At 55.5% G+C, this 21187-nt stretch carries 20 protein-coding genes and 1 pseudogene; all 21 read left to right on the top strand.

What is annotated here, in order from left to right:
• Positions 1 to 63: 63 nt before the first annotated feature.
• A complete protein-coding gene (locus tag K1Y77_RS17340; protein WP_264431587.1) occupies positions 64 to 1047 on the top strand; it encodes a major capsid protein in 984 nt (327 codons plus the stop codon).
• 11 nt (positions 1048 to 1058) lie between these two features.
• Positions 1059 to 1367, top strand: a complete 309-nt coding sequence (locus K1Y77_RS17335; RefSeq protein WP_264431586.1) for a hypothetical protein — start codon at positions 1059 to 1061, stop codon at positions 1365 to 1367.
• A complete protein-coding gene (locus tag K1Y77_RS17330) occupies positions 1367 to 1948 on the top strand; it encodes a hypothetical protein (RefSeq protein ID WP_264431585.1) in 582 nt (193 codons plus the stop codon). Before K1Y77_RS17335 ends, K1Y77_RS17330 begins: the two co-directional genes overlap by 1 nt.
• Positions 1949 to 1955: 7 nt before the next feature.
• Entirely contained in the window at positions 1956 to 2378 is a 423-nt protein-coding gene (locus tag K1Y77_RS17325; RefSeq protein WP_264431583.1) for a phage tail terminator protein, read from the top strand.
• Between the two features lie 59 nt (positions 2379 to 2437).
• A complete protein-coding gene (locus tag K1Y77_RS17320; RefSeq protein ID WP_264431580.1) occupies positions 2438 to 2665 on the top strand; it encodes a hypothetical protein in 228 nt (75 codons plus the stop codon).
• Positions 2646 to 3608 (top strand): hypothetical protein, encoded by a 963-nt coding sequence (locus K1Y77_RS17315; RefSeq protein ID WP_264431578.1) that lies wholly within the window; start codon positions 2646 to 2648, stop codon positions 3606 to 3608. The genes K1Y77_RS17320 and K1Y77_RS17315 overlap by 20 nt, the downstream gene beginning before the upstream one ends.
• Before the next feature lie 119 nt (positions 3609 to 3727).
• Positions 3728 to 4072 (top strand): hypothetical protein, encoded by a 345-nt coding sequence (locus tag K1Y77_RS17310; RefSeq protein ID WP_264431576.1) that lies wholly within the window; start codon positions 3728 to 3730, stop codon positions 4070 to 4072.
• Positions 4024 to 4407, top strand: a complete 384-nt coding sequence (locus K1Y77_RS17305; protein ID WP_264431574.1) for a DUF1799 domain-containing protein — start codon at positions 4024 to 4026, stop codon at positions 4405 to 4407. Before K1Y77_RS17310 ends, K1Y77_RS17305 begins: the two co-directional genes overlap by 49 nt.
• Before the next feature lie 72 nt (positions 4408 to 4479).
• Entirely contained in the window at positions 4480 to 5862 is a 1383-nt protein-coding gene (locus K1Y77_RS17300; protein WP_264431572.1) for a WYL domain-containing protein, read from the top strand.
• Between the two features lie 2 nt (positions 5863 to 5864).
• Entirely contained in the window at positions 5865 to 6326 is a 462-nt protein-coding gene (locus K1Y77_RS17295) for a hypothetical protein (RefSeq protein ID WP_264431570.1), read from the top strand.
• An 89-nt stretch (positions 6327 to 6415) separates the two neighbouring features.
• A pseudogene (locus tag K1Y77_RS17290) lies at positions 6416 to 11452 on the top strand (EF-hand domain-containing protein); the annotation flags it as partial.
• Positions 11453 to 11683: 231 nt separating this feature from the next.
• Entirely contained in the window at positions 11684 to 13891 is a 2208-nt protein-coding gene (locus K1Y77_RS17425; RefSeq protein ID WP_406567296.1) for an EF-hand domain-containing protein, read from the top strand.
• Positions 13888 to 15372, top strand: a complete 1485-nt coding sequence (locus K1Y77_RS17285; RefSeq protein WP_264431566.1) for a hypothetical protein — start codon at positions 13888 to 13890, stop codon at positions 15370 to 15372. The genes K1Y77_RS17425 and K1Y77_RS17285 overlap by 4 nt, the downstream gene beginning before the upstream one ends.
• A 1-nt stretch (position 15373) precedes the next feature.
• Positions 15374 to 16243, top strand: coding sequence for a hypothetical protein (locus K1Y77_RS17280; protein ID WP_264431565.1), 870 nt, complete (start codon positions 15374 to 15376; stop codon positions 16241 to 16243).
• Positions 16240 to 16917, top strand: a complete 678-nt coding sequence (locus tag K1Y77_RS17275) for a hypothetical protein (protein ID WP_264431563.1) — start codon at positions 16240 to 16242, stop codon at positions 16915 to 16917. Before K1Y77_RS17280 ends, K1Y77_RS17275 begins: the two co-directional genes overlap by 4 nt.
• 9 nt (positions 16918 to 16926) lie before the next feature.
• Positions 16927 to 17424, top strand: a complete 498-nt coding sequence (locus K1Y77_RS17270) for a hypothetical protein (protein ID WP_264431561.1) — start codon at positions 16927 to 16929, stop codon at positions 17422 to 17424.
• A gap of 9 nt (positions 17425 to 17433) precedes the next feature.
• Positions 17434 to 18483, top strand: coding sequence for a hypothetical protein (locus K1Y77_RS17265; protein WP_264431559.1), 1050 nt, complete (start codon positions 17434 to 17436; stop codon positions 18481 to 18483).
• A gap of 51 nt (positions 18484 to 18534) precedes the next feature.
• Complete coding sequence (locus K1Y77_RS17260; RefSeq protein WP_264431558.1) at positions 18535 to 18894, top strand: four helix bundle protein; 360 nt, start codon at positions 18535 to 18537, stop codon at positions 18892 to 18894.
• Between the two features lie 263 nt (positions 18895 to 19157).
• On the top strand, positions 19158 to 20216 hold the full coding sequence (locus K1Y77_RS17255; protein WP_264431556.1) for a reverse transcriptase/maturase family protein: 1059 nt from the start codon (positions 19158 to 19160) through the stop codon (positions 20214 to 20216).
• Positions 20198 to 20839: a DUF4376 domain-containing protein gene (locus tag K1Y77_RS17250; protein WP_264431555.1), complete on the top strand. Its 642-nt coding sequence runs from the start codon at positions 20198 to 20200 to the stop codon at positions 20837 to 20839. Before K1Y77_RS17255 ends, K1Y77_RS17250 begins: the two co-directional genes overlap by 19 nt.
• Positions 20829 to 21101 carry a hypothetical protein gene (locus K1Y77_RS17245; protein WP_264431553.1) on the top strand — a complete coding sequence of 91 codons (273 nt, stop codon included), beginning with the start codon at positions 20829 to 20831 and terminating at the stop codon, positions 21099 to 21101. Before K1Y77_RS17250 ends, K1Y77_RS17245 begins: the two co-directional genes overlap by 11 nt.
• Positions 21102 to 21187: the final 86 nt, after the last annotated feature.

Here is a 21187-nt window from a genome sequence, read left to right as displayed (position 1 = left end):
CACTGATTGCCCGTTCTGGGCAATTGATAACCGCAATCCATTAAAGAGAAAGAGAGGCTTACTATGCCTGGTGTTTTTGATTCCGATATTTTCACGATGGTATCGCTAACGGCGGCCATCAATGACGTTGAATACCTGCCCAATCAGATTGGCTCTTTGGGCCTGTTTGAACCCGCCGGAGTTAGCACCACCAGCGTGCTGATTGAAAAGGACGGTGAAAAATTGGGCTTGGTTGAGAATAAATCCCGTGGCGCGCCGGGCACGGTAATCGGTGGCGATAAGCGCTCTGGGTTTACATTCACCACCGCCCACTTGCCGACGACTGCCACAGTACTAGCGGATGAAGTGCAGAACGTGCGGGAATTTGGTAGTGAAGACTCGATGAAGGCAGTGCAGTCGGTGGTCAATCGCCGCCTAGCGAAGATGGCGCGCTTTATCGACATTACCCACGAATATCACCGCATTGGTGCCATGCAAGGTAAGGTGCTGGACTCTGACGGCACGACAGTCATTTATGATTTGTATCAAGTGTTTGGGATTACTGAAAAAAGCGTAGTTATGGCCCTTGCTACCGCAGGAACTGATATGCAGGGGAAATGCCTCGACATCCTCGAAAAAATAGAGGAGGGGCTTGGCGGGCTTTCTTTCACTGGCGCAACCGCCATGTGTGGCAAGAGTTTTTGGCGCAAATTCATTAGCCACAGCAAAGTCAAAGAGGCATACGAGCGTTATCAAAATGGTGAGCGCCTGCGTGCCGACCCACGTGATGCCTTCTATTTTGGTGGCATCTACTGGGAGCGCTATCGCGGCGGCGGTAAAGTGAAAATCCCAGACGATCAAGCGCGTGTTGTACCGCTTGGCGTGATGGATCTATTCATTAGCCGCTTTGCCCCTGCACCTTACGGCAGCACCGTTAACACGCTTGGGCTACCGTTCTACGCCTCTTCTGATATGTTGCCTCACGACAAAGGGGTGGAGCTAGAAGCGCAATCCAACCCGGCGCACCTTTGCACCCGCCCGCAAGCGTGTATCAAGCTCACTGAGTAAGCGGGTGCCCCATGGCCTTCTTTGACCAGTACGCTAGCCGCCTGAACGAGGCGGCTATAAAACACCTCAGCGATGGCCTTTGCACTTACCACCCCGTCCCCAACGCCGCCGACGTTATCGACGTGCCTTACCAGTTCGATAACGATTTTGAAGTGATCGACGAGAACGGGTTAGGTCGCAAGGTCAAAACCCTGCTAGTGCCGGTGGCGAAGGTGGGCGAGGTAGACCGCCGTGCGGAGTTTACCGTCAATGGCCGTCGCTGGCGCTATGGCTCAATCGTGGAGGACGACGGCGCGTTTGTCAGAATCGAGGTGACGTAATGCGCTATCAATACGACATCAACGAGCTACAGGCACTGAAAAACCGCTACGACCCCAAAACGGTCGAAAAGGCGTTTCAGCAATCGCTTGATCGCACCCAGCGGAAAGCCGCAACGCACATATCAAAAGCGGTGCGGGATGACTATCACGTCAGCGTTGCCGATATTAAAAAGCGCCTCAAAATTCAGCGGGCACGGCGCGATGCGTCGCGCTCGCTGCTGTATACGGGGCGTAAGCTGCCGCTAGATAATTTCAAACCGAAAACCACCCGTGCCCGCGTGGTTATGGCCACCAGCAAGCGCGGCACCAAGTTTAAAACCCGCAGGCGCGGTGCCAGCGTGCAAGTGCGCAAAGACACCGGGCGTCAGGTGGTCAAGGGCGGCTGGTTTGCCAAAGGACGAATCTGGCGGCGGGCGGATAAAGACGACAACGCCAGCAAGCCCACTATGCAGTTTGGCCCCTCAATCCCCGGCATGGTAGCCCACCACAGCGTTATCGATAGCGCCCAAGACATGGTGCGCGAAGATCTGCCCCGGCAGTTCAGCGGGCGTATGGACTACCTGCTAGGCCAGAGAAAATGAGGAACCCATGCAGGATTACGACATAACCAACGCCCTAAAAGCCCGCGTTGCTAGCGAATGCCCAGGGTTTGCAGTGGTTGATGAGGCGTGGTTTAGCGAGCCTATCGACGACTACAACGACAAAACGCCCGCCGCTTACGTCTATCTAGCGGAAGACTCAGCGGAAGCCGCCAACGAACTCAGCCGCCGTCAAGCGACAGCGCAGGTTTATGGCGTGTTCATTATTTGCGAAACCGGCGACACGTTTCGCGCCCAGCGGCATCAAGTGCGGGAAGCGCTGTTTGGCTGGCAGCCCCCCGGCAGTAGCGGGGTAATGGCGTTTCACAGCGGGCAAATGCAGGAAATACGCGGGCGTTATGTCTGGTGGCGTGAATACTGGACGCTCGAAACCCCTAACGCGCTAACCGCGTCCCGCACCGTCACCATCTAACCCGCCCCACAACCCAAAGCCCCCGCCGCGTGCGGGTTTTTTTATGCCCGGAGGAAACCATGCCTACCAAGCAAGGCGGAAAATTTCGCCGCAAAAACGGCGAGCTAACGCAAGTGAGCGAGCCAGCTAAGCAGCAACGCTACGGCGCTCACGCTGAACACCCAAGCAAAGTGGAAAGCGGCAAGCACAAAGCCGCAGCCCCCGCCGCCGCGCCTGCCGCAGCCCCTAGCAGCGCAAAAACAGTCACCAACGTAAAGGGTAAAGACGATGCCAACGCCGCTACTTGAGCGAAAAAAAGCCATCGTGGTATGTCTGGAAACTGAGTACGGCGTAGCCCCGGCGATTGAAACCGGCACGCTGATGCTAGCCACTGAGCTGAGCATTACGCCCTACCAAGGCAATACCGTTGAGCGAACGCGCATCCGCCAGGAAATGGGCGGTTACGCGCAAATTAACACCGGCCCCAATACGCAGGTGCAGGTTACCGTGCCTTGGAGCGGTAGCGGCACAGCCCCAGTCATTGGTACAACGGTTGTGCCACCTGCTTGGGGGCTGTTAGCGCGCGCGTGCCAGATGCAAGAAGTGGAAGACCTGGATGCGGGCGAAGTGACCTATGCCCGCACAAGCAACGAGGGGGATTCGCTCACAATCTACTACTTGCATGACGGCCAACAGCAGTGCGTAAAAGGCGTTCGCGGCACCGTGACAGGCAGCGCGGCGACCGCCGCGTTACCTACGCTGGCGTTCACTATGACAGGTTTGTACGAACGCCCAACTACGGTATCGCCCATCACGCTGAGCGTTGAAAATCAGGCCGATGAGATCCCGGTGAATTTCGAGAACACCACCGAGTTCACATTGCTGGGGCATGAGGCTATCGGTCAAAGCTTTAGCTTTGACCTGGCTAACACGGTGACCTACCGCAACTTGGTTAACTACGAAGGTGTTCATATCACCGATAGCGCCCCCACCGGGCAAGCGGCATTCCAAGCGCCGCGTATCGCTGATTTTGATGTGTTTCAAAAGATCGAATCACACCAAGTGGTTACCACCGGCGCGGTGGCGTTCTCGCACGGCACGGTGCCCGGCAACATTGTCGGCGCGCGCGGGCCAAAAGTGCAGATGGCCAGCATGACCACGCAAGACAGCGACGGCATTACCCACGTGCAAAGCGACCTGCGCTGGCTGTCGGTGGAAGGTGACGACGAGCTGGTATTGTTCGCCAAGTGATGAAGGCGTGAACTAATCACGCATAGCTAAAAAGCAAGCAACTAACGACGCCACGCCCGCTTTATGCGGGCGTCGTCGTTTCTAGCGTTCCCAAAAAATGAAACCCAGGAGTATTACCCATGGCTGCAGCCTATGTTGTTGGACTCGCTACCGTATTTAAAACCGTTGCTATCAAGCGCCCAGGTCGCGAAGAAGAGGAATTTACCGCTGAAATTCGCGTGCGTGATATTGACGAGCAAGAAGCGTTACAAGAAAAGCAAAAGAATGGCGAAATTAAAGGGTTTGAGCACGTGATTGATGACGTGATTACCCTAAGCGGCTTTGCCGACGCAGACGGCAACGACCTGAAAGTGACGAAGGAAATGAAGGCCAAGCTGGTCAAAGACCCCTATGTATTGATGGGCTGTGTGCGCGCGTGGAACCATGTGCAGCAAGGCGTGCCGGAGTACACCGCAAAAAACTAAACGACCTTGGGCGCACGTGGGCGGGCGCTCAAGGTAGTACGAAAAACGAGCTAAAAAGCGACTTAGACGCTTGGGGAGTCACCATCCCTGAGCGTTACAAGAAGCCCACCAGCGTTGTTATTTGGCCCTGCAACGTTACCGCGTTTAACGTGTTTCGAGATTGTGCCAGCCAGTGGCGCTACCTAACCCCGCCCATGGGCAGCCCGGTGCCTATGGGCATCGAGCGTAGCCAGCTAGAAAGCACCATGCGTATGCTGGGCGTTGAGGATCAGCGCGACACGCTGCGTAAAATCCAGCATATTGAGGCTGGCGCGTTGGAAGTGATGCGAGGGTGATAAAAGAAAATTAGCAAAGCTGTTAGTGCTCCTTTATGGTTTTTACGGGAACCATAACAAGGGGGAAGGAGCATGGATTTGTCACTGTATGAAGATCCTCAGACAGGCCGCTTCAAGCCTAAAAAGCTGTCGATCACGAAAAGCCCAATAAAAATTAAAGATGTAACCGACCTCTCTAATATGCGAGAGGATTTAAAAGGGTTGCTGATGAAGGAGGCTGAGCCAATATTCAATCAGTTTTTCAATGATGAATATGCTCATGAGCTTGAGGTGGAGGAGGTAGATTCCGCTTTCAACCGCGCAACCAAAGAAACGCTTGGTGATCTTTACTGTTTCAAGGGGCATTACTCGGATCTCGAAGAGCTTTTATTAATGGGGGATGATGACGAATCAATGTCTCTTAGCCTTTCTGAGCAGCAGACGCACCAAGCCCTAAAGCTAAATCTTATCCGTCGATGGACGCCCTCAGCAAAAGGGGATTGGTTGTCACTGCTTATGCGCGGCCACACGGTGCCAGAGTTGAAGGCGTTGATGATAGGTAACGGCCTTGAGCCAAAGGGTAAGAAGCCAGATTTAGCCAGTGATTTAGCCGCCTTTGCGTTAGTCAATCCAGAGAAAATGCCGCCCACTCATGAGTTTTTGCCGGGCGACGGACTTGAAGCCGCATTAAAGGAAACGGTCACTAATATGGTGTTCGTTTTGAGCGGCGAAATCGAAAGCCACCCTTATTACTACCAATACAACGTTTGGTCTGAGCTTATGAGGGAATGGCCTACCTACGAGTGGCCTTGGCTTCCTAACATCATAAGTTCGCATGGTGGGGCACCTGCGTCGGCTGCCGTGCGTGATCGCGGGGTTAGGAAGAAGGTTTCGTCTAGAGATTCGTTCGAGCCCGATGATTGGAAAGAAACGTCTGCGCCTGCGGCTCGCTTAGAAATATCAGTGCCAAAGCGAACTGTCGAGCAGCCTCGTGTCATTTCTACACCCCAGCCGCCGAAGCCAGCGCCTTCAAATAGTGAAAGCGCTTGGGCGGCAAATGACTTTGAGGAGCCGATAGAGGTGCTTTTCAAATACCAGGGCGAGCGGGATTCAGTACCTAAAGAAAGGCATGTTCAAATTGATCTGGTGTTTGCTAAAGGTGGGCGCGTATTCCTGAAAGGCATGTGTTTGAAGAGCCAAGGCATGAAGATGTTTATGGTGGATCGCATAAAGGGTGGCGTGGTAAGCCCTGCTACGGGTGAGCTGATAGACCCGCGTGAGTTCACCAGGGTAGATGATTTGCGGCAAGCTCTTGCGCAACTGAAAACAAGGCCAGCCAATAAAATCGTTAGCCCGCCAGCATTTGAGCATGCTCAAGAAAACACTGCTAAGGCAATTCCCGAAGAGCCTTCAAAGCCAGTAACCGTTAAAAAGCCCAGTTTTATTAGTCGCTTGCTTGCCAAGCTGGGGGGCTAAACGTGTTGAAAAAAGAATGGAGTCTCATTCTAGTATTTATATCGAAAATCGCTTATGGCGATGTAGTTGTTATTGATACTCACGTTTCAAAAGACCCTTTAATCTTTGAAGTGACAATAGAAAATGCCTCAGATACCGCAGTTGCGAGAGGGTATATCGCAGCTCACTTTGTAACCCCAGGGCGAGAAGTGCCTTGGGTAAGCTCTTGGGAGCAGCATTACTCAGTACCAGGGGGTGTTGAAAATGGGGAGGCTTATACGCTTGAGCTGTCAGCGCCGCCTGAGATTGCTGATATACAAGATTATGAAGTAACTGCTGAGGTATTTTTTTTCTCAGCTTTTAGCGAAAACAGAGCGCCCTTAAACGATGACGCAGAATTTGTGGCGGCAGAGTTAGAGCGGCAGCGTCTTGAGTCAGAAGCTTTGCAGGCTGATCTTGATGAGATGATGAAAGTTGGTGAATAGCCAGAGCCCCGATCATAAGTAATTAAAACCACTTTAATAATGCCCGCCGCTTGGCGGGTTTTTTGTGCTCGTAATTTGAGGTAACCCCTATGTCACGTCGATATACCACTGAGTTTGTAATCAAAGGCGACAGCTCTAGCGGTGTAAAGGCGTCGCGGGATCTGCAGCGAGCCAATGCCGACTTAACACGGGAAATGCAGCGCGCCGAGCGCCAAGGCGATGAGATGGCCGCCAGTTTTGAGTCTGCGGGTATCCGCGCTCAGAAGCTGGCCACGTTTACAGCCGCCGCCACGGCAGCCGTTGGCACAATGGCAGTTAACCAGACCCAGAATATTGCCCAGCAAGACGCGCTGGCGCAATCGCTGGGCGTTAGCCTGCAAACCCTGCAGCGCTGGGAATTTGCCGCCAAGGCTGCAGGTATGCAATCTGGCGCAATGGGGGACATCTTCAAAGATACCGCTGAAAAAATCGGGGACTTTGTTAATACCGGCGGCGGTGAAGCGGCTGATTTGTTCGAGGTGTTAAACCTCAATATCCGCGATTTGATGGACTTAAGCCCAGACAAGCAGCTGCTGGCCGTTGCTAAAGCGTTTGATGAAGTGGGCAACCGGGGCGCGAAAATCGCTTTTATCGAGGGCTTGGGTAACGATGCCACCCGATTGCTGCCGCTGCTTGAAAACAATGCCGAGGCGTTGAGAGAGCAGCTAGGGATTGCTGATCAGCTGGGGATCACAATACCGGAAAGTGATATTCAGGGCATACGTGATGCAAGCCAAGCATTGAATGAGCTGACGGGGCTTGGAACTGCGTTTGCCAATACTGTTGCGTCTGAATTGGCCCCGGGCATTGCCAAGCTTTCTGGTGATGTGCAGCAGTTTGTTACTGACATGGGCGGCATGGAGTCTGTTGTCGATCGTGTAGCAGATGGCACCCTGCTATTAACTGGCGTACTGGCAGGGCGTTTTGCTGGCTCGCTGGTTACAGCTACAGCTGCCACGTTATCAAAAATTAGCGCTGACCGTGCCCATATTGCCGCTCTTGCGGAAGCGCAGGCAATGGAGGCCTCACGTGCTGCGACCTTGGCGCGAACGGCGTCTAATTTGCAAAGCATCGCTGCCCAGCGTGCGGCTAGTGCCGCCCAAGAGGCCGCTCAGGAGCGTAACGCCGCAGCGATGGATGCACAGCGCCTGCAACGCTTGCAGGCGCAGCTAGCCGCAGAGAAAGCCCTGGCCGCGCAACGGTTGGGCGAACAGGCGAACGCCGCTGGCCGCATGCAGGTGCAGGCCCGCATTAACCAGCTACACACGGCAGAGCTGGGCGCTATTAACCAGCTAACCGCCGCCAACGGGCGGCTTGCCCGGGCAGAAGCCGCCGCCACCTCTGCTAAGAAGTTAGCCTCGGCTGCTAGCGTAGAAAAAGCACGCGCAGATACCGCCGCTACTGCAGCCGTAGGCGCATATACCGCTGCAACAAGCGCCGCCGCGCGCGCCAATGGTGTTCTGGCAACGTCTGCCCGCGTGGCGGCTGGTGCTATGTCTCTAGTGGGCGGTCCGATGGGTGCTGCCGTATTGGCCGGTGGCGCGATTTACTATTTTCGCGAAGAGCTGGGTCTTGTAGCGCCAAAGATTCAATCTGCGACTGATCGCGTAGACGACATGACAAGCGCGCTGGATGCTAATTCAGAAGCCGCGCTTAAAAATGCAAGGGCAATGCTGGAGGCTGAGCGACAGTTTCAGCAGTTCCGGCAAGCTACGCTGGCTATGGATGTTTCGCGTCAGCAGCAGGTAGTTGCCGATGAGCAACGGCAATGGGATGCCGTAGGCGGTCAAGAAGCTTTTGGGATGGGCATGCGCAGTGAGGCTCAGCAAAAGCTATACGATTTGCGGCTTGAATTATTAGACACCCGAAAGGCTATTGATGCAGCGGGCGGTTCTGTCACTGAGATTGATGCAAAGCTTGAAGAATTAGAGAAAACCACCCGTAATTTAATTACGCCGACTGGCTATTTGGGCGATGCTAACAAGTCTGCCGAAGCTGCCGCCCGCAAGGCTCAGCAAGTCGCCGAAGCCCAAGCAAAAGCGCTGGTGGGCATTCAGCAGGAGATGGACCCGCTGCTGAAAGACCACGCTGAATACGTAGAGCGTTTGGGCGTGCTAGATAAAGCCCTAGCCGATAGCACGATCAGCGAAGAAGCCTATGGCGAAGCGGTGCGCTGGAACGCTGAGCAGTACCAGCGGGCGGCCACCGGTGCCGAGGATTACGAGAAACAAACTGAAACGCTGGTAAGCACTTACGACCGTCATAATCAAAAAGCCCTACAGCTACAAACCGCGCTTGAGCAGATTAACCAACGCTACCGCGCGGGCGAGATAGACGGCGAGCAGTACACGCGCATGATCGGCGGCATCCGCGATGAGATGCAACAGCTGGCGTTAGAATCTGACCCCGCCGCACAGGAGATGGCGCGCGCGTGGGAAGAGGCTAGCAACCGCATTGATGAAACGTTTGCCGATGCCTTCACCGGCGCGTTTGATTCGTTCGATGATTTTACTGATCAACTGCTAGACGGCTTTAAGCGCTTGCTGGGCGAGCTGGCATATCAAGCCACGCTCAAGCCCATTGTTGTGCAGTTTACGCAGCAAATGGGCGGCGCGCTGGGAATACCTGGCGCTGGCGGTGCTGGCGCTGGCGACGGCTTGGGCGGCCTAAATATTGGCTCGCTGAAAAACGGCTTTCAGGCGCTTCAAAGCGGCGTGGGTGGCATTCAGTGGGTGGGTGCTGGTGGTGCGCAGGCGTATGGCGGCACAGGCTTTGCTAATGCGGCAACGTCTGGCACAGGTGCAACCGGCTTCATGGGCGGCAGCCTGCAGAATTTTAGCGGCATGCAGGGCTTAGCCAGCGGTGGGGCGGGCGCGGCGGGTGGCTACTTGGGCACTAAAGCAGGCGCGGCGCTGTTCGGAAAAGAGGCAGGCAGTTCGTTTGGCGCGACGGCTGGCGCGGTCATTGGTACATATTTTGGCGGCCCGATAGGGGCGTTTGCGGGTGGCACCATCGGCGGTGCGCTTGATTCCCTGTTCGGTAGTAAAAATCGCGCACCCTCGTTTGATTTAATGACGACCGACCGCGACCCAAACACTATTTTTGAGGATGTTCAGCACGGTGTAAAAGCCAAAAGCGCGTTCGGTAACGTCGGCTTTCACGGCGGTAACACAAATCGGCTCCAAGAAACCTTTGGCTCGTTCGGCAAAGCGACTGATTTTCTTGAAGCTATCGCGGCGAGTGATAATTTGCTTGCTAGCCTTGCGCGCTCGCCAGAAGAACTGAACGCGATGAGCGATGCAGTAAAGAGCGTGCGCATCACATCAAGCGACGCCGCTGGCATTGCAGAGCAGTTGGGTAAGCGGACAATTGCGGCTGTCAATGCCATCGACGGCGAGTTCGGTGATTTTATCGGCGGCTTGGGCAGCGATGTCGATACAATTGTTGCCCGCGCTCAGTCAGCGATGAGCGCCCTGAATCTGCTCGGATCAGCGAGTGTTAATCTCAACCTGCAGTTCGATGCCTCGGCATCCGGCGCACTGCGCGCGGCTGACAGTATCGCGCAATACGCAGGCGGCGTTGAGCAGCTCGCCAGCCTGCAGAGCAGTTACTACCAAGCGTTTTTCACCGATGCTGAGCAGGCAACGATTCTGCAAGGGGATCTAAGCCAGACCCTTGCAGGTATGAATCTAGTGCTGCCGCAAACTCGCGACAGCTACCGCCAGTTGATTGAGTCTCAAAACCTCAACACCGAGGCCGGCCAGCGTAATTACGCGCAATTGCTGCAGCTTGCCGGGTCGTTCGACCAGTTGCAAACACTGCTTGAGCAAACGGGCGGGGGCGTTCACCGTTTCGGTGATCGTCTTAGCGAGCTAAACGACAAAATAGGCACGCTAGAGGACGACGTGCGCAGCGCCTACCAAGCGTTTGAAAATCAGGCGTTTGGTCAACAGCTGGCGCTGCTTGAGTTGGCGGGCGACAGCACAGCGGCATTAGCGCTACAGCGCGAGCGCGAATTGCTCAGCATTGACCCGCTGTTGCATGAAACGCAGCGCGTTATCTGGTCAATTGAGGACGAAACCCAAGCCAAGCAAAACGCCATCGGCGCGGCTAAAAACTATGCCGCCTCGCTAGCGCAGGTGAGCGACCAGCTAGCTAGCACGTTTAACGGTATTAACGCGTGGGTAGACCAGCAAAACGCCACCGGCGGCACGCCGCGCTCCAACCTGGGCGAAGCCCAAGCGCAGCTTGACCGGCAATTGGAGCTAGCGCGAAGCGGCGACCGCGACGCGCTACAGTCAATCACGCAATACGCCGACCGTGTGCTGCAAGCCAACGACACCTACAACGCCAGCGGCACGGCGGGGCAAGCGATTCGTGATGATGTGCTAGCCGCGCTGGAAGCGCTTCCGGAGCAGATCAGTCCGGAAGAGTACATAGCAGAGGAGATTAAACAAGCATTACGCGAGCAGACCCAGGGCATTAGCAGCCAATTGGGCGATGTGTTGCGAGGTGACAATCCGAGCAAAATCGCGGGCAACTTGGCAGGCTACTTTACTACCCTGGCGGGCGGTATCGACGGCGTGCTAACACGCGAGCAGCTCGCTATCGTGATGAGCGGTAAAGCGACGGATGCCGAGCTGCAGGCGATTATGCGCGCGGTAGACCTCAACGGCGACGGCGTGATGGATGGCTTAGAGAGCGTCATCATTCAGTCGCTACCTACAGATGCCGTACTAGGCACGGTGCTGCGTAACAAAATGAATGAGCTGGACAAAAACCAGCTGACTCATGCGCAGATCCGCACTGCACTATCACCCATCGCCACCGATGCCGAAATTGACCGCTTGATACGCGAAGTGGACGTAAACGGCGATGGCATCGTTACCCGACAAGAGCTAACGAACAAGCGTGTGGGCGGCTTGGCGGGCGGTATTGCTAAGAGCCTAAACCCTGCGTTTGACATGCTCGACGGCAATTTAGACGGCAAATTAACGTTTGCCGAGCTGTCAAAAGGCCTAGATGGCATCGCGACCGACAAAGAGCTGCGCAGCATTATGCGCGCGGTGGATCTGAACGGTGACGGCGTTATCAGCGGCTTAGAGAGTGTCATCATTGCGGGCATGCCCACCGACAGCATTTTGGGCAACGTGCTGCGCGGAAAAATGAACGAGCTGGATAAAAACCAGCTGACTCATGCGCAGATCCGCAACGCGCTATCGCCTATTGCCACGGATGCCGAAATTGACCGCTTGATACGCGAGGTCGATGTAAACGGCGATGGCATCATTACCCGACAAGAGCTAACGAACAAGCGCGTGGGCGGCTTGGCGGGCGGCATTTCGGGCAGCCTGTCTAGTTATTTTGGCTCGCTTGAAGATGGAATTGGCGGCGTTTTGACGCGGGACCAGCTTGCTAAAGTAATGGGCGGCAAAGCCACCAACGCCGAGCTTCGCGCGATTATGCGCGCGGTAGATCTAAACGGTGACGGCGTTATCAGCGGGTTAGAAAACGTCATCATTGCCGAGATGCCGACTGATAGCATTTTGGGCACCGCGCTGCGTAACAAAATGAATGAGCTGGACAAAAACCAGCTGACTCATGCGCAGATTCGCACCGCACTATCACCCATTGCCACCGATGCCGAAATTGACCGCTTGATACGCGAGGTCGATGTAAACGGCGATGGCATCGTTACCCGACAAGAGCTAACGAACAAGCGCGTGGGTGGCTTGGCGGGCGGTATTGCTAAGAGCCTGAACCCTGCGTTTGACATGCTCGACGGCAATTTAGACGGCAAATTGACGTTTGCCGAGCTGTCAAAAGGCTTAGACGGCATCGCGACTGATCAACAGCTGCGCAGGATTGTGCGCGCAGTGGATCTAAATGCCGACGGCGTTATCAGCGGCTTAGAGAGTGTCGTTATTGCGGGTATGCCCACTGACAGCATTTTAGCGGGAGTGCTAACAAAAGAGTCGAAGCGGCTGGGCAAAGAGCAGTTGACGCAGGCAGAGGTTCGGGCCGCGTTAAAAGGTCTGGCAACTGACGGACAAATCAACTCGCTGCTGAATAAAACGGACGTGAACGGGCACCGGATATGGAGCCGACAGGGCGCGACTAACAGCCGCTTGGCGGGGCTTGCTAAAGGCATCGGAAGCGCGCTTTCGCCGATGTTTAGCGACATTGATACAAGTCTTGATGGTCTGATTGATTACAAGGAGTTCAGCAAAGCGTTTAGCGGCATGGCGACTGATAAGGAGTTGCGCAACATTTTCGGTAAGCTAGACGAGGATGGTAGCGGGACGATTGATCGGTTAGAAGCGCTGGCGCGAACGGGAGAAGGGACAGAAGACAACACCAAGAGCTTGGAAGAGCGAGCTTACGATCAGCTAGCATCGCTAAATGGCTTAGTGGGCGAGATGAGTCGCACAACTGATCAGTTTGTAGGGCTAAACAGCAACATCGTTAGCCTGAAAGACTCGATCAATGCGCTGGGTGTCGCTCAAGCCGATATAGCTCGCATCGAGCGCGAGCGTAAGGGTGCAGAGATTGCAGCTCAAGCAGGTATGACGCTGGATCGTCGCAATCAGCAGCTGGGTGAGCGCGGCGCTGTGCGCGGTGAGATAGACAGGATCAACGATGCGTACAAAGGCATCAACATGGGGCAGGTCAAGTACCGCGCTCAGCTTGATTTAAAAGATGGGCTTGACGGCTGGCATACAGCTAAAGACGGGAATCAGGCCAACTGGGAGGGCTGGGAGTCCGACTTTGACCGCTTTGTCGGCACGCTGCGTGATGCAAATCTAGGCGCGATGAGTCAGTCAGAGTTTGATAAGTGGGTTGCGCAGCGTGAGAAGCAGTCAAAAGGCATGTGGTCTGCGACGCATGTTGAAACCGTCGCTGAACGTGTCCGTTCGCAAGAAATATTGCGCCGGCATTCGATTGAGATGGCTCAGCTAGACAGCTTGAGGGAGCGTCTAGAAAACGCTAACAGCTTAATCAGCAGCTTTAACGACAGCATCGTGCAGTCGCGGCGAGACTACAAAGAGGCAACTGGAAAAGCCGCGCCGTTTGCGAAGGGCGGCGTCTTCGAGATGGGCAGAGTAGCGACTAACTCTATCGTCTCAAGCCCAACGCTGTTCGACATGGGATTGATGGGCGAGGCAGACCCGGAGGCGATTGTGCCGCTATCGCGTGGCGATGGCGGGCGACTGGGCGTTGACGCCACTGGATTGATGCGCATCCCTGATGGCCCGCTAGAGCTGCCCATGCCTGATATGCCTCTACCGCAATTCCCCCAGCTAGGCAGTAATGACGTGCTGCAGGTGCTGCAAGACGTTAAGCGCGAATTGCAAGAATCACGCAAGGAAAACAAGCGCTTGCAGGAAGAAAATAACCGTCATGCCGCCGCCGCCGTCGCAGTTCAGCAGGCAGGCTTTAACGGGCAAATCAACGAGCAGAAAAAGAGCAACGCGGCGCTTGGCACGATGGCGAGCAAGGCGCGGCTTGAGGGGGCGCGTCGATGATCTGGCTACTACGGATAGACGATGCGCTAGACGATGCGGGCGCGACGGTCACGCTGCGCTTTGCGTCTGGGGAGTATCGCGACCCCGACGGCTACGGCTGGCGGGTGGGTATTCAGCAAGCGGGGCTATATAGGGCAGGGCTATTTGCGGGCGATATTATCCGTAATGCCTCGCGCTCTGGCTACGGCGAAACCACGCTGATTAACGTCGATGGCCGCTTTGATTATCTCGCAGACGTGGCGATGGATGGCCGCGTAGCCGTTTTATCGCTCGCGACGGATGACGGCGTCGAGGAAGCCTGGCGCGGCACCGTGTCCCGCGTTGGGTTTGAGCGCGGCATTGTGTCGATTACGTTGCGTGACCCGATTGAGTTACTGCAGTTACCGCACCCCAACACCCGCTACGCAGGCACGAACGTTGCGCCCGATGGGCTTGAGGGTACCGACGACGACATAGGCGGCACCGTCAAGCCGCGCCTGTATGGGCAAACCCGTAACGCCGCGCCGGTGTTAGTCAATGAGCAAAAGCTGATTTATCAGATTAGCGACATTGATTGCACCGTTATCGCTGTGTACGACAACGGCGTGCGGCTAGATTTTGCAGGCACGTACGACAGCGCGGAAGACCTGGAAAATGAAGGCCCGCTGCCTGGATTTTGGGAAGACTGGCAGCCGCCGCGCGGCAAGTGGCGGCGCTACCAGGGCTATATACGTCTCGGCACGCCGCCCAGCGGGCAGTTAACGGTGGCCGCCAACGGCGCTCAGCAGTTAGCGGGTGATGTGATGGCCGCGATAGCCAGCGATGCAGGGCAAACGCTACACAGCGATGACGTTGCCACGCTCAACGCCTTGGGACAGTTGCGCATGCTGGTCACCGACGAAACCAGCACAGCGGATCTGCTCGACCGCATTGCTGTCAGCGTGGGCGGCTACTGGCGCATCGATGCCACCGGCACTATTCGTGCGGGCGTCATTGAGCCACCCACTGCCCCAGTATTGACGCTACGCAAACACCAGATCCTGCAAATCACACGCGAGGCAACAGGCGCGGGCGATAACGGGCTGCCAGTGGGGGCGGTGGTGGTGGAAGCCGACCCGATTGAGGTAACGCAAACCGATTTGGCGGGCGCGGTCACGGAAGGCAGGCGCGCGCGGCTTGAAAAAGCGGTGCGTGAAGCGGTGGCCACCAGCACGGCAACGCAGGCCCGCCACCCGCTGGCGGGTGAATTGCGCATTAGCTCACGGCTAGCGACTAGAGCAGAAGGTAAAGCGGTGGCGGATCGTGTGCTGGCGCTAACGTCCGTGCGGCGGGATAGCGTGACAGTTGAGGCCCGCGTAACGAGCGCCGCAGGCCTGCGCATTGGCAAAGGACTGCGATTGGAAACGCCGCGCCTTGGCTACAGCGCTGGCCGTAATTTTCTGATTGTAGGCAGAGAGATAGATGCCTCCAACAATCGTCTCACACTGACGCTATGGGGCTGATATGAGCGATAGACACAGCACGTTTTGTTGGCCCAACTACGTCAACGAAGGCACGTTAAGCGGTGGGTCATGGAGTAGCGAGCTACCTCGCGACAATCTGCAAGAGCCGATATTTGCAGAGGTCGCAGAAAGCGCCGATTTGAATACCGCTAGCACGCAGTTTGACGTGACATTTCCGCGTTTTCGAACCGTGGCGATGGCGGCATTAGCGCAGCACAATCTGACAGTAGCGGCGCGCTGGCGGATGCGCATTTTTCGCGACACCGCTGCAACGAATGAAATGTGGGATAGCGGTTGGCGCGATGTTTGGCCCGCCGTTTACTCAAGTAGCGAGCTTAATTGGGAAGACTCCAATTTTTGGAGCGGTAAACCATTTGAAGAGGATCGGCAGGATTTTACGCCGCTGGCGTGGATGTTTGCCGATGCGCCCCAGGTGTGCCGCCGCGTGCGTATTGAGATTGATAACCCGACCAACCCCGACGGCGTTGTACGCATCGGGCGGGCGTTTGTTGCCAATGCCTGGCGCTCACAGTTTAACGCTAGCTGGGGCATTCAATACGGGTTAGATATTGGCACCACGTTCGAAACGGCTGACAACGCAGACGAAACCGAATACGCGGACCCAAAAAGCGCACGACGTACCGTATCGCTGGATCTGTCGCACTTATCCCAGGAAGAAGGGTTTTCGCAGATCCACGCGATGATGCGCCGCCAAGGGCTGCATAAAGAGGTGTTCTACACCGAAGAGCGCACGCCAGGGCCGCAGTCGTTTGCGAAATCCTTTATCGGCAGGCTATCTAGCGTTAACCCGCTGACGAATCCCTATCACGCTAACTATACCAATGCGGTCACGCTGCGGGAGATCCTATGACGCCACGCCAGTATGTGGGCCTGCGTATCTCAAACGACGCGGAAGCGGTGCCGACGCTTAGCGATATTGACGAAGGGGATCTAGCTATCAACCTCGCCAGCGAGCGCATTTACATGCGGTTTGGCGAGCAGATCCGCGACATTACCGACCGCTATACCCGTGCTGAAATGGATCAGCTACTAGAAGGTAAGGCGGATGCCACGCACGGCCACACATGGACTGAAATCAGCGGCAAACCTGCCACAGCGACGCGATGGCCTGCGTTTAGTGAAGTGACAGATAAGCCAGCTAGCTACCCGCCCACCGCTCACGGCCATGGCTGGAACGAGATCGACAGCAAACCTAGCACGGCAACCCGCTGGCCAGCGTTTAGCGAAGTGACAGATAAGCCAGCTAGCTACCCGCCCACCGCTCACGGCCACGGCTGGAACGAGATCGACAGCAAACCCAGCACGGCAACAAGGTGGCCTGCTTTTTCGGAGGTTACCGACAAGCCCGCCACGTATCCGCCGGATTCGCACGCGCACACGCTCAGCCAGATAACCGACGCGGGCACTGCCGCTGGCGCTGACGTAGCGGATTTTGACCCGGCGGGTACGGCGGCTAGCGAGGCGTATGCCGTGCGGCGTTACGTCGATAGCCGCCCCGATCCACTGTTAATGCACTTTCTGTAAGGAGCCGATATGGCGAGCGTGACATTCCCCCCGGAGCTGGGCGGTGATGGCAGTACGATCACCGACGACGACAACCCGAACACTGGCCTTGAGAACGACGGCCACCGCGAGCGCTTTGTTCCTGCGCTGAAAAATGCAGTTGCAGTCGCGGGCAATGCAAAGGATAGCGCCGCCCAGGCTCGATCAGACCGCCTGACTGCAACAAGCGCCGCCGCTCAAGCGGTGAGCGCAAGGGGGACGGCAGAAAAAGCCGCGCAAACCGCCACCCAGGCCGCAACGGCGGCTACTGCATCGGCGCAGGACGCCGCAGGCATCTATCCCAGCGTTGCGCAGGGGTTGGGCGCTACCGCCGCTGATCAGTTCTTCAAAGTGCCCGAAAACGGCTATCTGCAGCTATACCGCAACAGCAACGGCGCGGCAGAGCCGGTGCTTAAACTCGCTTCTCAAGAAGCATTGATAAAGCTCAACGCCCGCCCCGATCCGCTGCTTACATCGTTAATTTTTTGAGGAAACACCATGGCCCTACGCACACACGCCAAAGCCCTTACGGGTAGTGATCAAACGATTTTTACAGTACCCCAGGGCACGGAAGCCACTGCGCACAGCATCTTGTGCACCGGCAGCGGCAATCTAACGCTCAAGTATTTCAACGCGGCGACGAACACCACGCACACAGTGTTTAACGGCAAAGCGGTCGCCGACGAAGTGGCGCTAGAAAAATCGTTCAACTTGGAGGCGGGCGACCGCTTTATTGCCAGTGGCAGCGGCCTGCAGTTGTTTGTGTCTGTGTACTACGTGGGCAGCAACGCGGGTAGCGCGGTACTCGCCTACGGCCCTGGCCCGCAAGAGCTGCTTGCGGGCGACATGAATGCGGGTTATTTCGGCGAAGTATCTGCCGCCGAGTTTTACAGCGGCGACCGCCTTGCGTTTGAGCTTGGCGTAACCGAGGGCGTGCTGCAAAACAGCAACGCAGGCTGGCTGAAATTTGCGCGTAAGGGCAAGGTGCTTTTCGTTGCCAAACAGTCGTTTATGCATACAGTTAGCTGGGATCATTTGTATCAGCGCGGCATCGTGTACGGCACGAATGACAACGGCAAACATCCGCGCGGCACGCCCGTTAATCAGTACACAGTGGTCGAGCACGGCGGCAACCGCTTTATCGTACGCCTGCTAACCGGCGCTGGCGCTGATCCGTTCCCAGAGTCGGAAGAGCTGTTTTACACTGATGATATGGTGCAAATAGATGTTGGCGGCGGATCAGAGTGGAATGAGCTGATGTATCGGGTACACACTGACGTGCCCACCAGCGACGGCACCGATGGCCAGACACCAAACCGCCACGGCGGCCCCCAGGTGGGCGATAATTGGGCGACTTTCAGCAACGCCGAGCTTAATATTAGCGGCAACGGTCGCGCGTGCTGGGTTCAGGAAATGAGCGATACAGTCTCCTCCGGCCGCGCTCTCCGTGGCAATGTTGACCTCGCGTCCTTCTATCGCATTACGGCGTCGGTTGCGTATAGCATTCACGGTTGGCGGCCCGCCTTGGAACTAATCCCTAACAACTAATCCGCGAAGCGGGCGGGCTTGACCCGCACGTGTAGCGTAAGGATAAGCACAGTGGAACGTGATAGCCTCATTCTTTATGCGAAAGCAGAAGCGCTATTTTTCCAGGTCTACCCCGCGTTTAAAAACTACCCTAAGTCCGAAAAGTTCGCGCTTTGTGCGCATATTAAGGGCTGCTTTGTAAATCTGTTAGAGCGGTTAGGGTTGGCTAAAATGGTGCCCAGTAAGCGCAAAACGGCGCTTCAAGAGGCGGCGGCGTATATGAATAATTTGGTAACGCTTTTTCGGTTAAGTAGAAGCGAGCGCTATATCAGTGCTGGGTTCTTTGCTCAGATCGATTTAAAAATTACCGAACTTAAGAAAATTCTGATAGGCTTTATGAAGTCTGCTAGCAGACCCAGGCAAACGCCGTAACTCCTCCAACCGCGCTAACCGTGGCAATGATGACCTCGCGAACTTCAATCGCAATACGGCGTCGAATGCGAATAGCAATAACGGTTGGCGGCCCGCCCTGTTGTTTATTTCATCTTGTCGGTCAAGGCTTACAAGAGATGATGTTTGTGTTTACACACTACAAGGGGGTGTTTGTCTGCTGCCAGTGATTAACTTCATTCAGCAGAAAACCGTAAGAGGGCGCTACTCATCGTATTAGCGCCCTCGCTTTTTTAAGGACAGCAATGTTTCAGCGCATTGTTTCAGAAGCTAATTTTTACGCTGCGTATCGAAAAACCCAAACGGCTAGCCCGAAATTTAAAGCCGCTGCGATACGCTTTGCCGCCAACGAAACAGAAAACTTGGAAATATTAAGACGCGAAGTAGCATCCGGTAATTATACGCCCGAAGACTACGAAGAGTTTGTTGTGTTTGAGCCGAAAGAGCGCGTGATATATGCGCCCAGGTATCGAGACAAGATTGTTCAGCATGCCATTAATGAAACGCTTCGCGACTTTTACGAGCCCAAGTTCATCTTCGACAGTTACGCCTGCATAAGAAATAAAGGAAATCATAAAGCAGTTAAACAGGTTCAGCGGTATATGCGCAACGCGTCTAGGCGTTACGATGAACCTTGGATTATAAAAGCCGATGTTCAAAAGTTCTTTTACAGCATTAATCACGATGTTGTTAAAGGGATTATAAGAAAAAAGATAAACTGCACTAAAACTGTCGCGTTATTAGATAAGATTATTGATAGCTCGCCCAATGATATTGGTTTACCGCTTGGCAATTTAACGTCTCAATTGCTCGCTAATGTGCTGATGAACGAAATAGATCAACATATAAAGCGGCGGTTAGGCGTGCGCTACTATGTGCGATATGCCGACGATCTAATAATGATCGTTGATGGCAAAGCTAATGCGGGCGATGTGCTGGCCGCTATCCGCGCGTTTGGGCGCGACGTAATACGCCTGACGTTTCCCGACCGCAAATGTTTTATCCGCCCACTGCGCCCGCAGCAAGGGCTAGAGGCGCTGGGGTATCGCATCACCCCGGCGCGCATCACGCTAACCTCTAAAGCTAAATCCCGGATCATTAAGCGCCTTGGCGCGTTTGATCGATTGCTGCACGCGTTTCGCTTAACGCCCGCTGAGGCGCTGCAGTCGCTTAACAGCTGGTACAGCTATGCACAGCTCGCAGAGTGCGAGCGCTTCATTGCACACGCCTGCCAGCGAACCCGCTATATCGATTTTATCAACCAACGTTTCCACGTGAGGCCGCTATGCTACGCGACGATATGACCCCGATGACCTACCGCATCCGCTTTTTAGACAACGACATCGAACGGACACAGTACAGCGACGACCGCCGCTACTATGAGCAGCTCATTGCTCAGCACGGTCATTTGTCTGACCTGCAGATAGAGCCGCTAACGCTCACGCCTGAACAGCAACAACGGCTGGATGCTATCAAGGGCGCTGATGTGAGCGCTCACGATGCGGGCGTTTACGTGCAGTACGGCACAACAGAGAGCGACGACACTGCGTTTTTCGATGCCGTTAAATTGCTCGACTACCAGCGCGCCCAGGTAGAGCCACACGTAAAAGCGCAGCGCAAAAAAGCTGAGGCGCTGGGGGTGACCGTTAAGGGCGTGCGCTACGACGGCAGCCCAAGCAATCGCAATGCTATTCAAGAGGCGCTTAACGCAGTTAATCATTCCGGGGCTACTGAGTTTCCGGTCTGGAAATGCAGCGACAATCACACCCACGCCAATCATCCCGCGTCAGACGTGCTAGAGGCGCTGATTAAAATTGGTCAACGGCGCTCTGTATTGATTGCAAAAGAAGCTGAGTACATCGAGTTAGCTGCAGCGGGCGATGCCGATGTAATGGCGCTAGACTGGGCAACGGTCTATGACAACTGATCGACTCAACCAAGCCGGTGGGCGGCTGTTACGCCTCGCCGCGCTGGGCAGTCAGCTAGTCAACGTAATCGCGTTCGACGGCAGCCCCGATGAAACCGTGAGCGGGCGCGCCTACCGCCAAGGCGTGCTGCAAGGCTGCGCGAAATGGGAACGCCGCCGACGCTGGATTAACCGCGCATTTTGGTGGCAGACCGACCACTGCCGAGGCAGCCACCTGCAGGATCTACGAATGGCGCGGGCGATAACGGCACTTTACGACTAACCGCTAACGCGGTTTTTTTGGGTCTGCAGAAAGCCCCGCGCAGCGCTGGGGCTACTCAGTATGACACAAATAAAAAAATCCAAAAA

It is taken from the genome of Halomonas qaidamensis, from assembly GCF_025917315.1.
In the GTDB taxonomy this organism is placed as follows: Bacteria; Pseudomonadota; Gammaproteobacteria; order Pseudomonadales; family Halomonadaceae; genus Vreelandella; species Vreelandella qaidamensis.
Note: the sequence above shows the minus strand (reverse complement) of the source record. Positions and strands in the feature narration are given on the sequence as shown.

Excerpts from the sequence above, each read along its gene's own strand:
- K1Y77_RS17340 (WP_264431587.1), top strand. The coding sequence starts at position 64 with ATGCCTGGTGTTTTTGATTCCGATATTTTCACGATGGTATCGCTAACG.
- K1Y77_RS17335 (WP_264431586.1), top strand. The coding sequence starts at position 1,059 with ATGGCCTTCTTTGACCAGTACGCTAGCCGCCTGAACGAGGCGGCTATA.
- K1Y77_RS17330 (WP_264431585.1), top strand. The coding sequence starts at position 1,367 with ATGCGCTATCAATACGACATCAACGAGCTACAGGCACTGAAAAACCGC.
- K1Y77_RS17325 (WP_264431583.1), top strand. The coding sequence starts at position 1,956 with ATGCAGGATTACGACATAACCAACGCCCTAAAAGCCCGCGTTGCTAGC.
- K1Y77_RS17320 (WP_264431580.1), top strand. The coding sequence starts at position 2,438 with ATGCCTACCAAGCAAGGCGGAAAATTTCGCCGCAAAAACGGCGAGCTA.
- K1Y77_RS17315 (WP_264431578.1), top strand. The coding sequence starts at position 2,646 with ATGCCAACGCCGCTACTTGAGCGAAAAAAAGCCATCGTGGTATGTCTG.
- K1Y77_RS17310 (WP_264431576.1), top strand. The coding sequence starts at position 3,728 with ATGGCTGCAGCCTATGTTGTTGGACTCGCTACCGTATTTAAAACCGTT.
- K1Y77_RS17300 (WP_264431572.1), top strand. The coding sequence starts at position 4,480 with ATGGATTTGTCACTGTATGAAGATCCTCAGACAGGCCGCTTCAAGCCT.
- K1Y77_RS17285 (WP_264431566.1), top strand. The coding sequence starts at position 13,888 with ATGATCTGGCTACTACGGATAGACGATGCGCTAGACGATGCGGGCGCG.
- K1Y77_RS17280 (WP_264431565.1), top strand. The coding sequence starts at position 15,374 with ATGAGCGATAGACACAGCACGTTTTGTTGGCCCAACTACGTCAACGAA.
- K1Y77_RS17275 (WP_264431563.1), top strand. The coding sequence starts at position 16,240 with ATGACGCCACGCCAGTATGTGGGCCTGCGTATCTCAAACGACGCGGAA.
- K1Y77_RS17270 (WP_264431561.1), top strand. The coding sequence starts at position 16,927 with ATGGCGAGCGTGACATTCCCCCCGGAGCTGGGCGGTGATGGCAGTACG.
- K1Y77_RS17265 (WP_264431559.1), top strand. The coding sequence starts at position 17,434 with ATGGCCCTACGCACACACGCCAAAGCCCTTACGGGTAGTGATCAAACG.
- K1Y77_RS17255 (WP_264431556.1), top strand. The coding sequence starts at position 19,158 with ATGTTTCAGCGCATTGTTTCAGAAGCTAATTTTTACGCTGCGTATCGA.
- K1Y77_RS17250 (WP_264431555.1), top strand. The coding sequence starts at position 20,198 with ATGCTACGCGACGATATGACCCCGATGACCTACCGCATCCGCTTTTTA.
- K1Y77_RS17245 (WP_264431553.1), top strand. The coding sequence starts at position 20,829 with ATGACAACTGATCGACTCAACCAAGCCGGTGGGCGGCTGTTACGCCTC.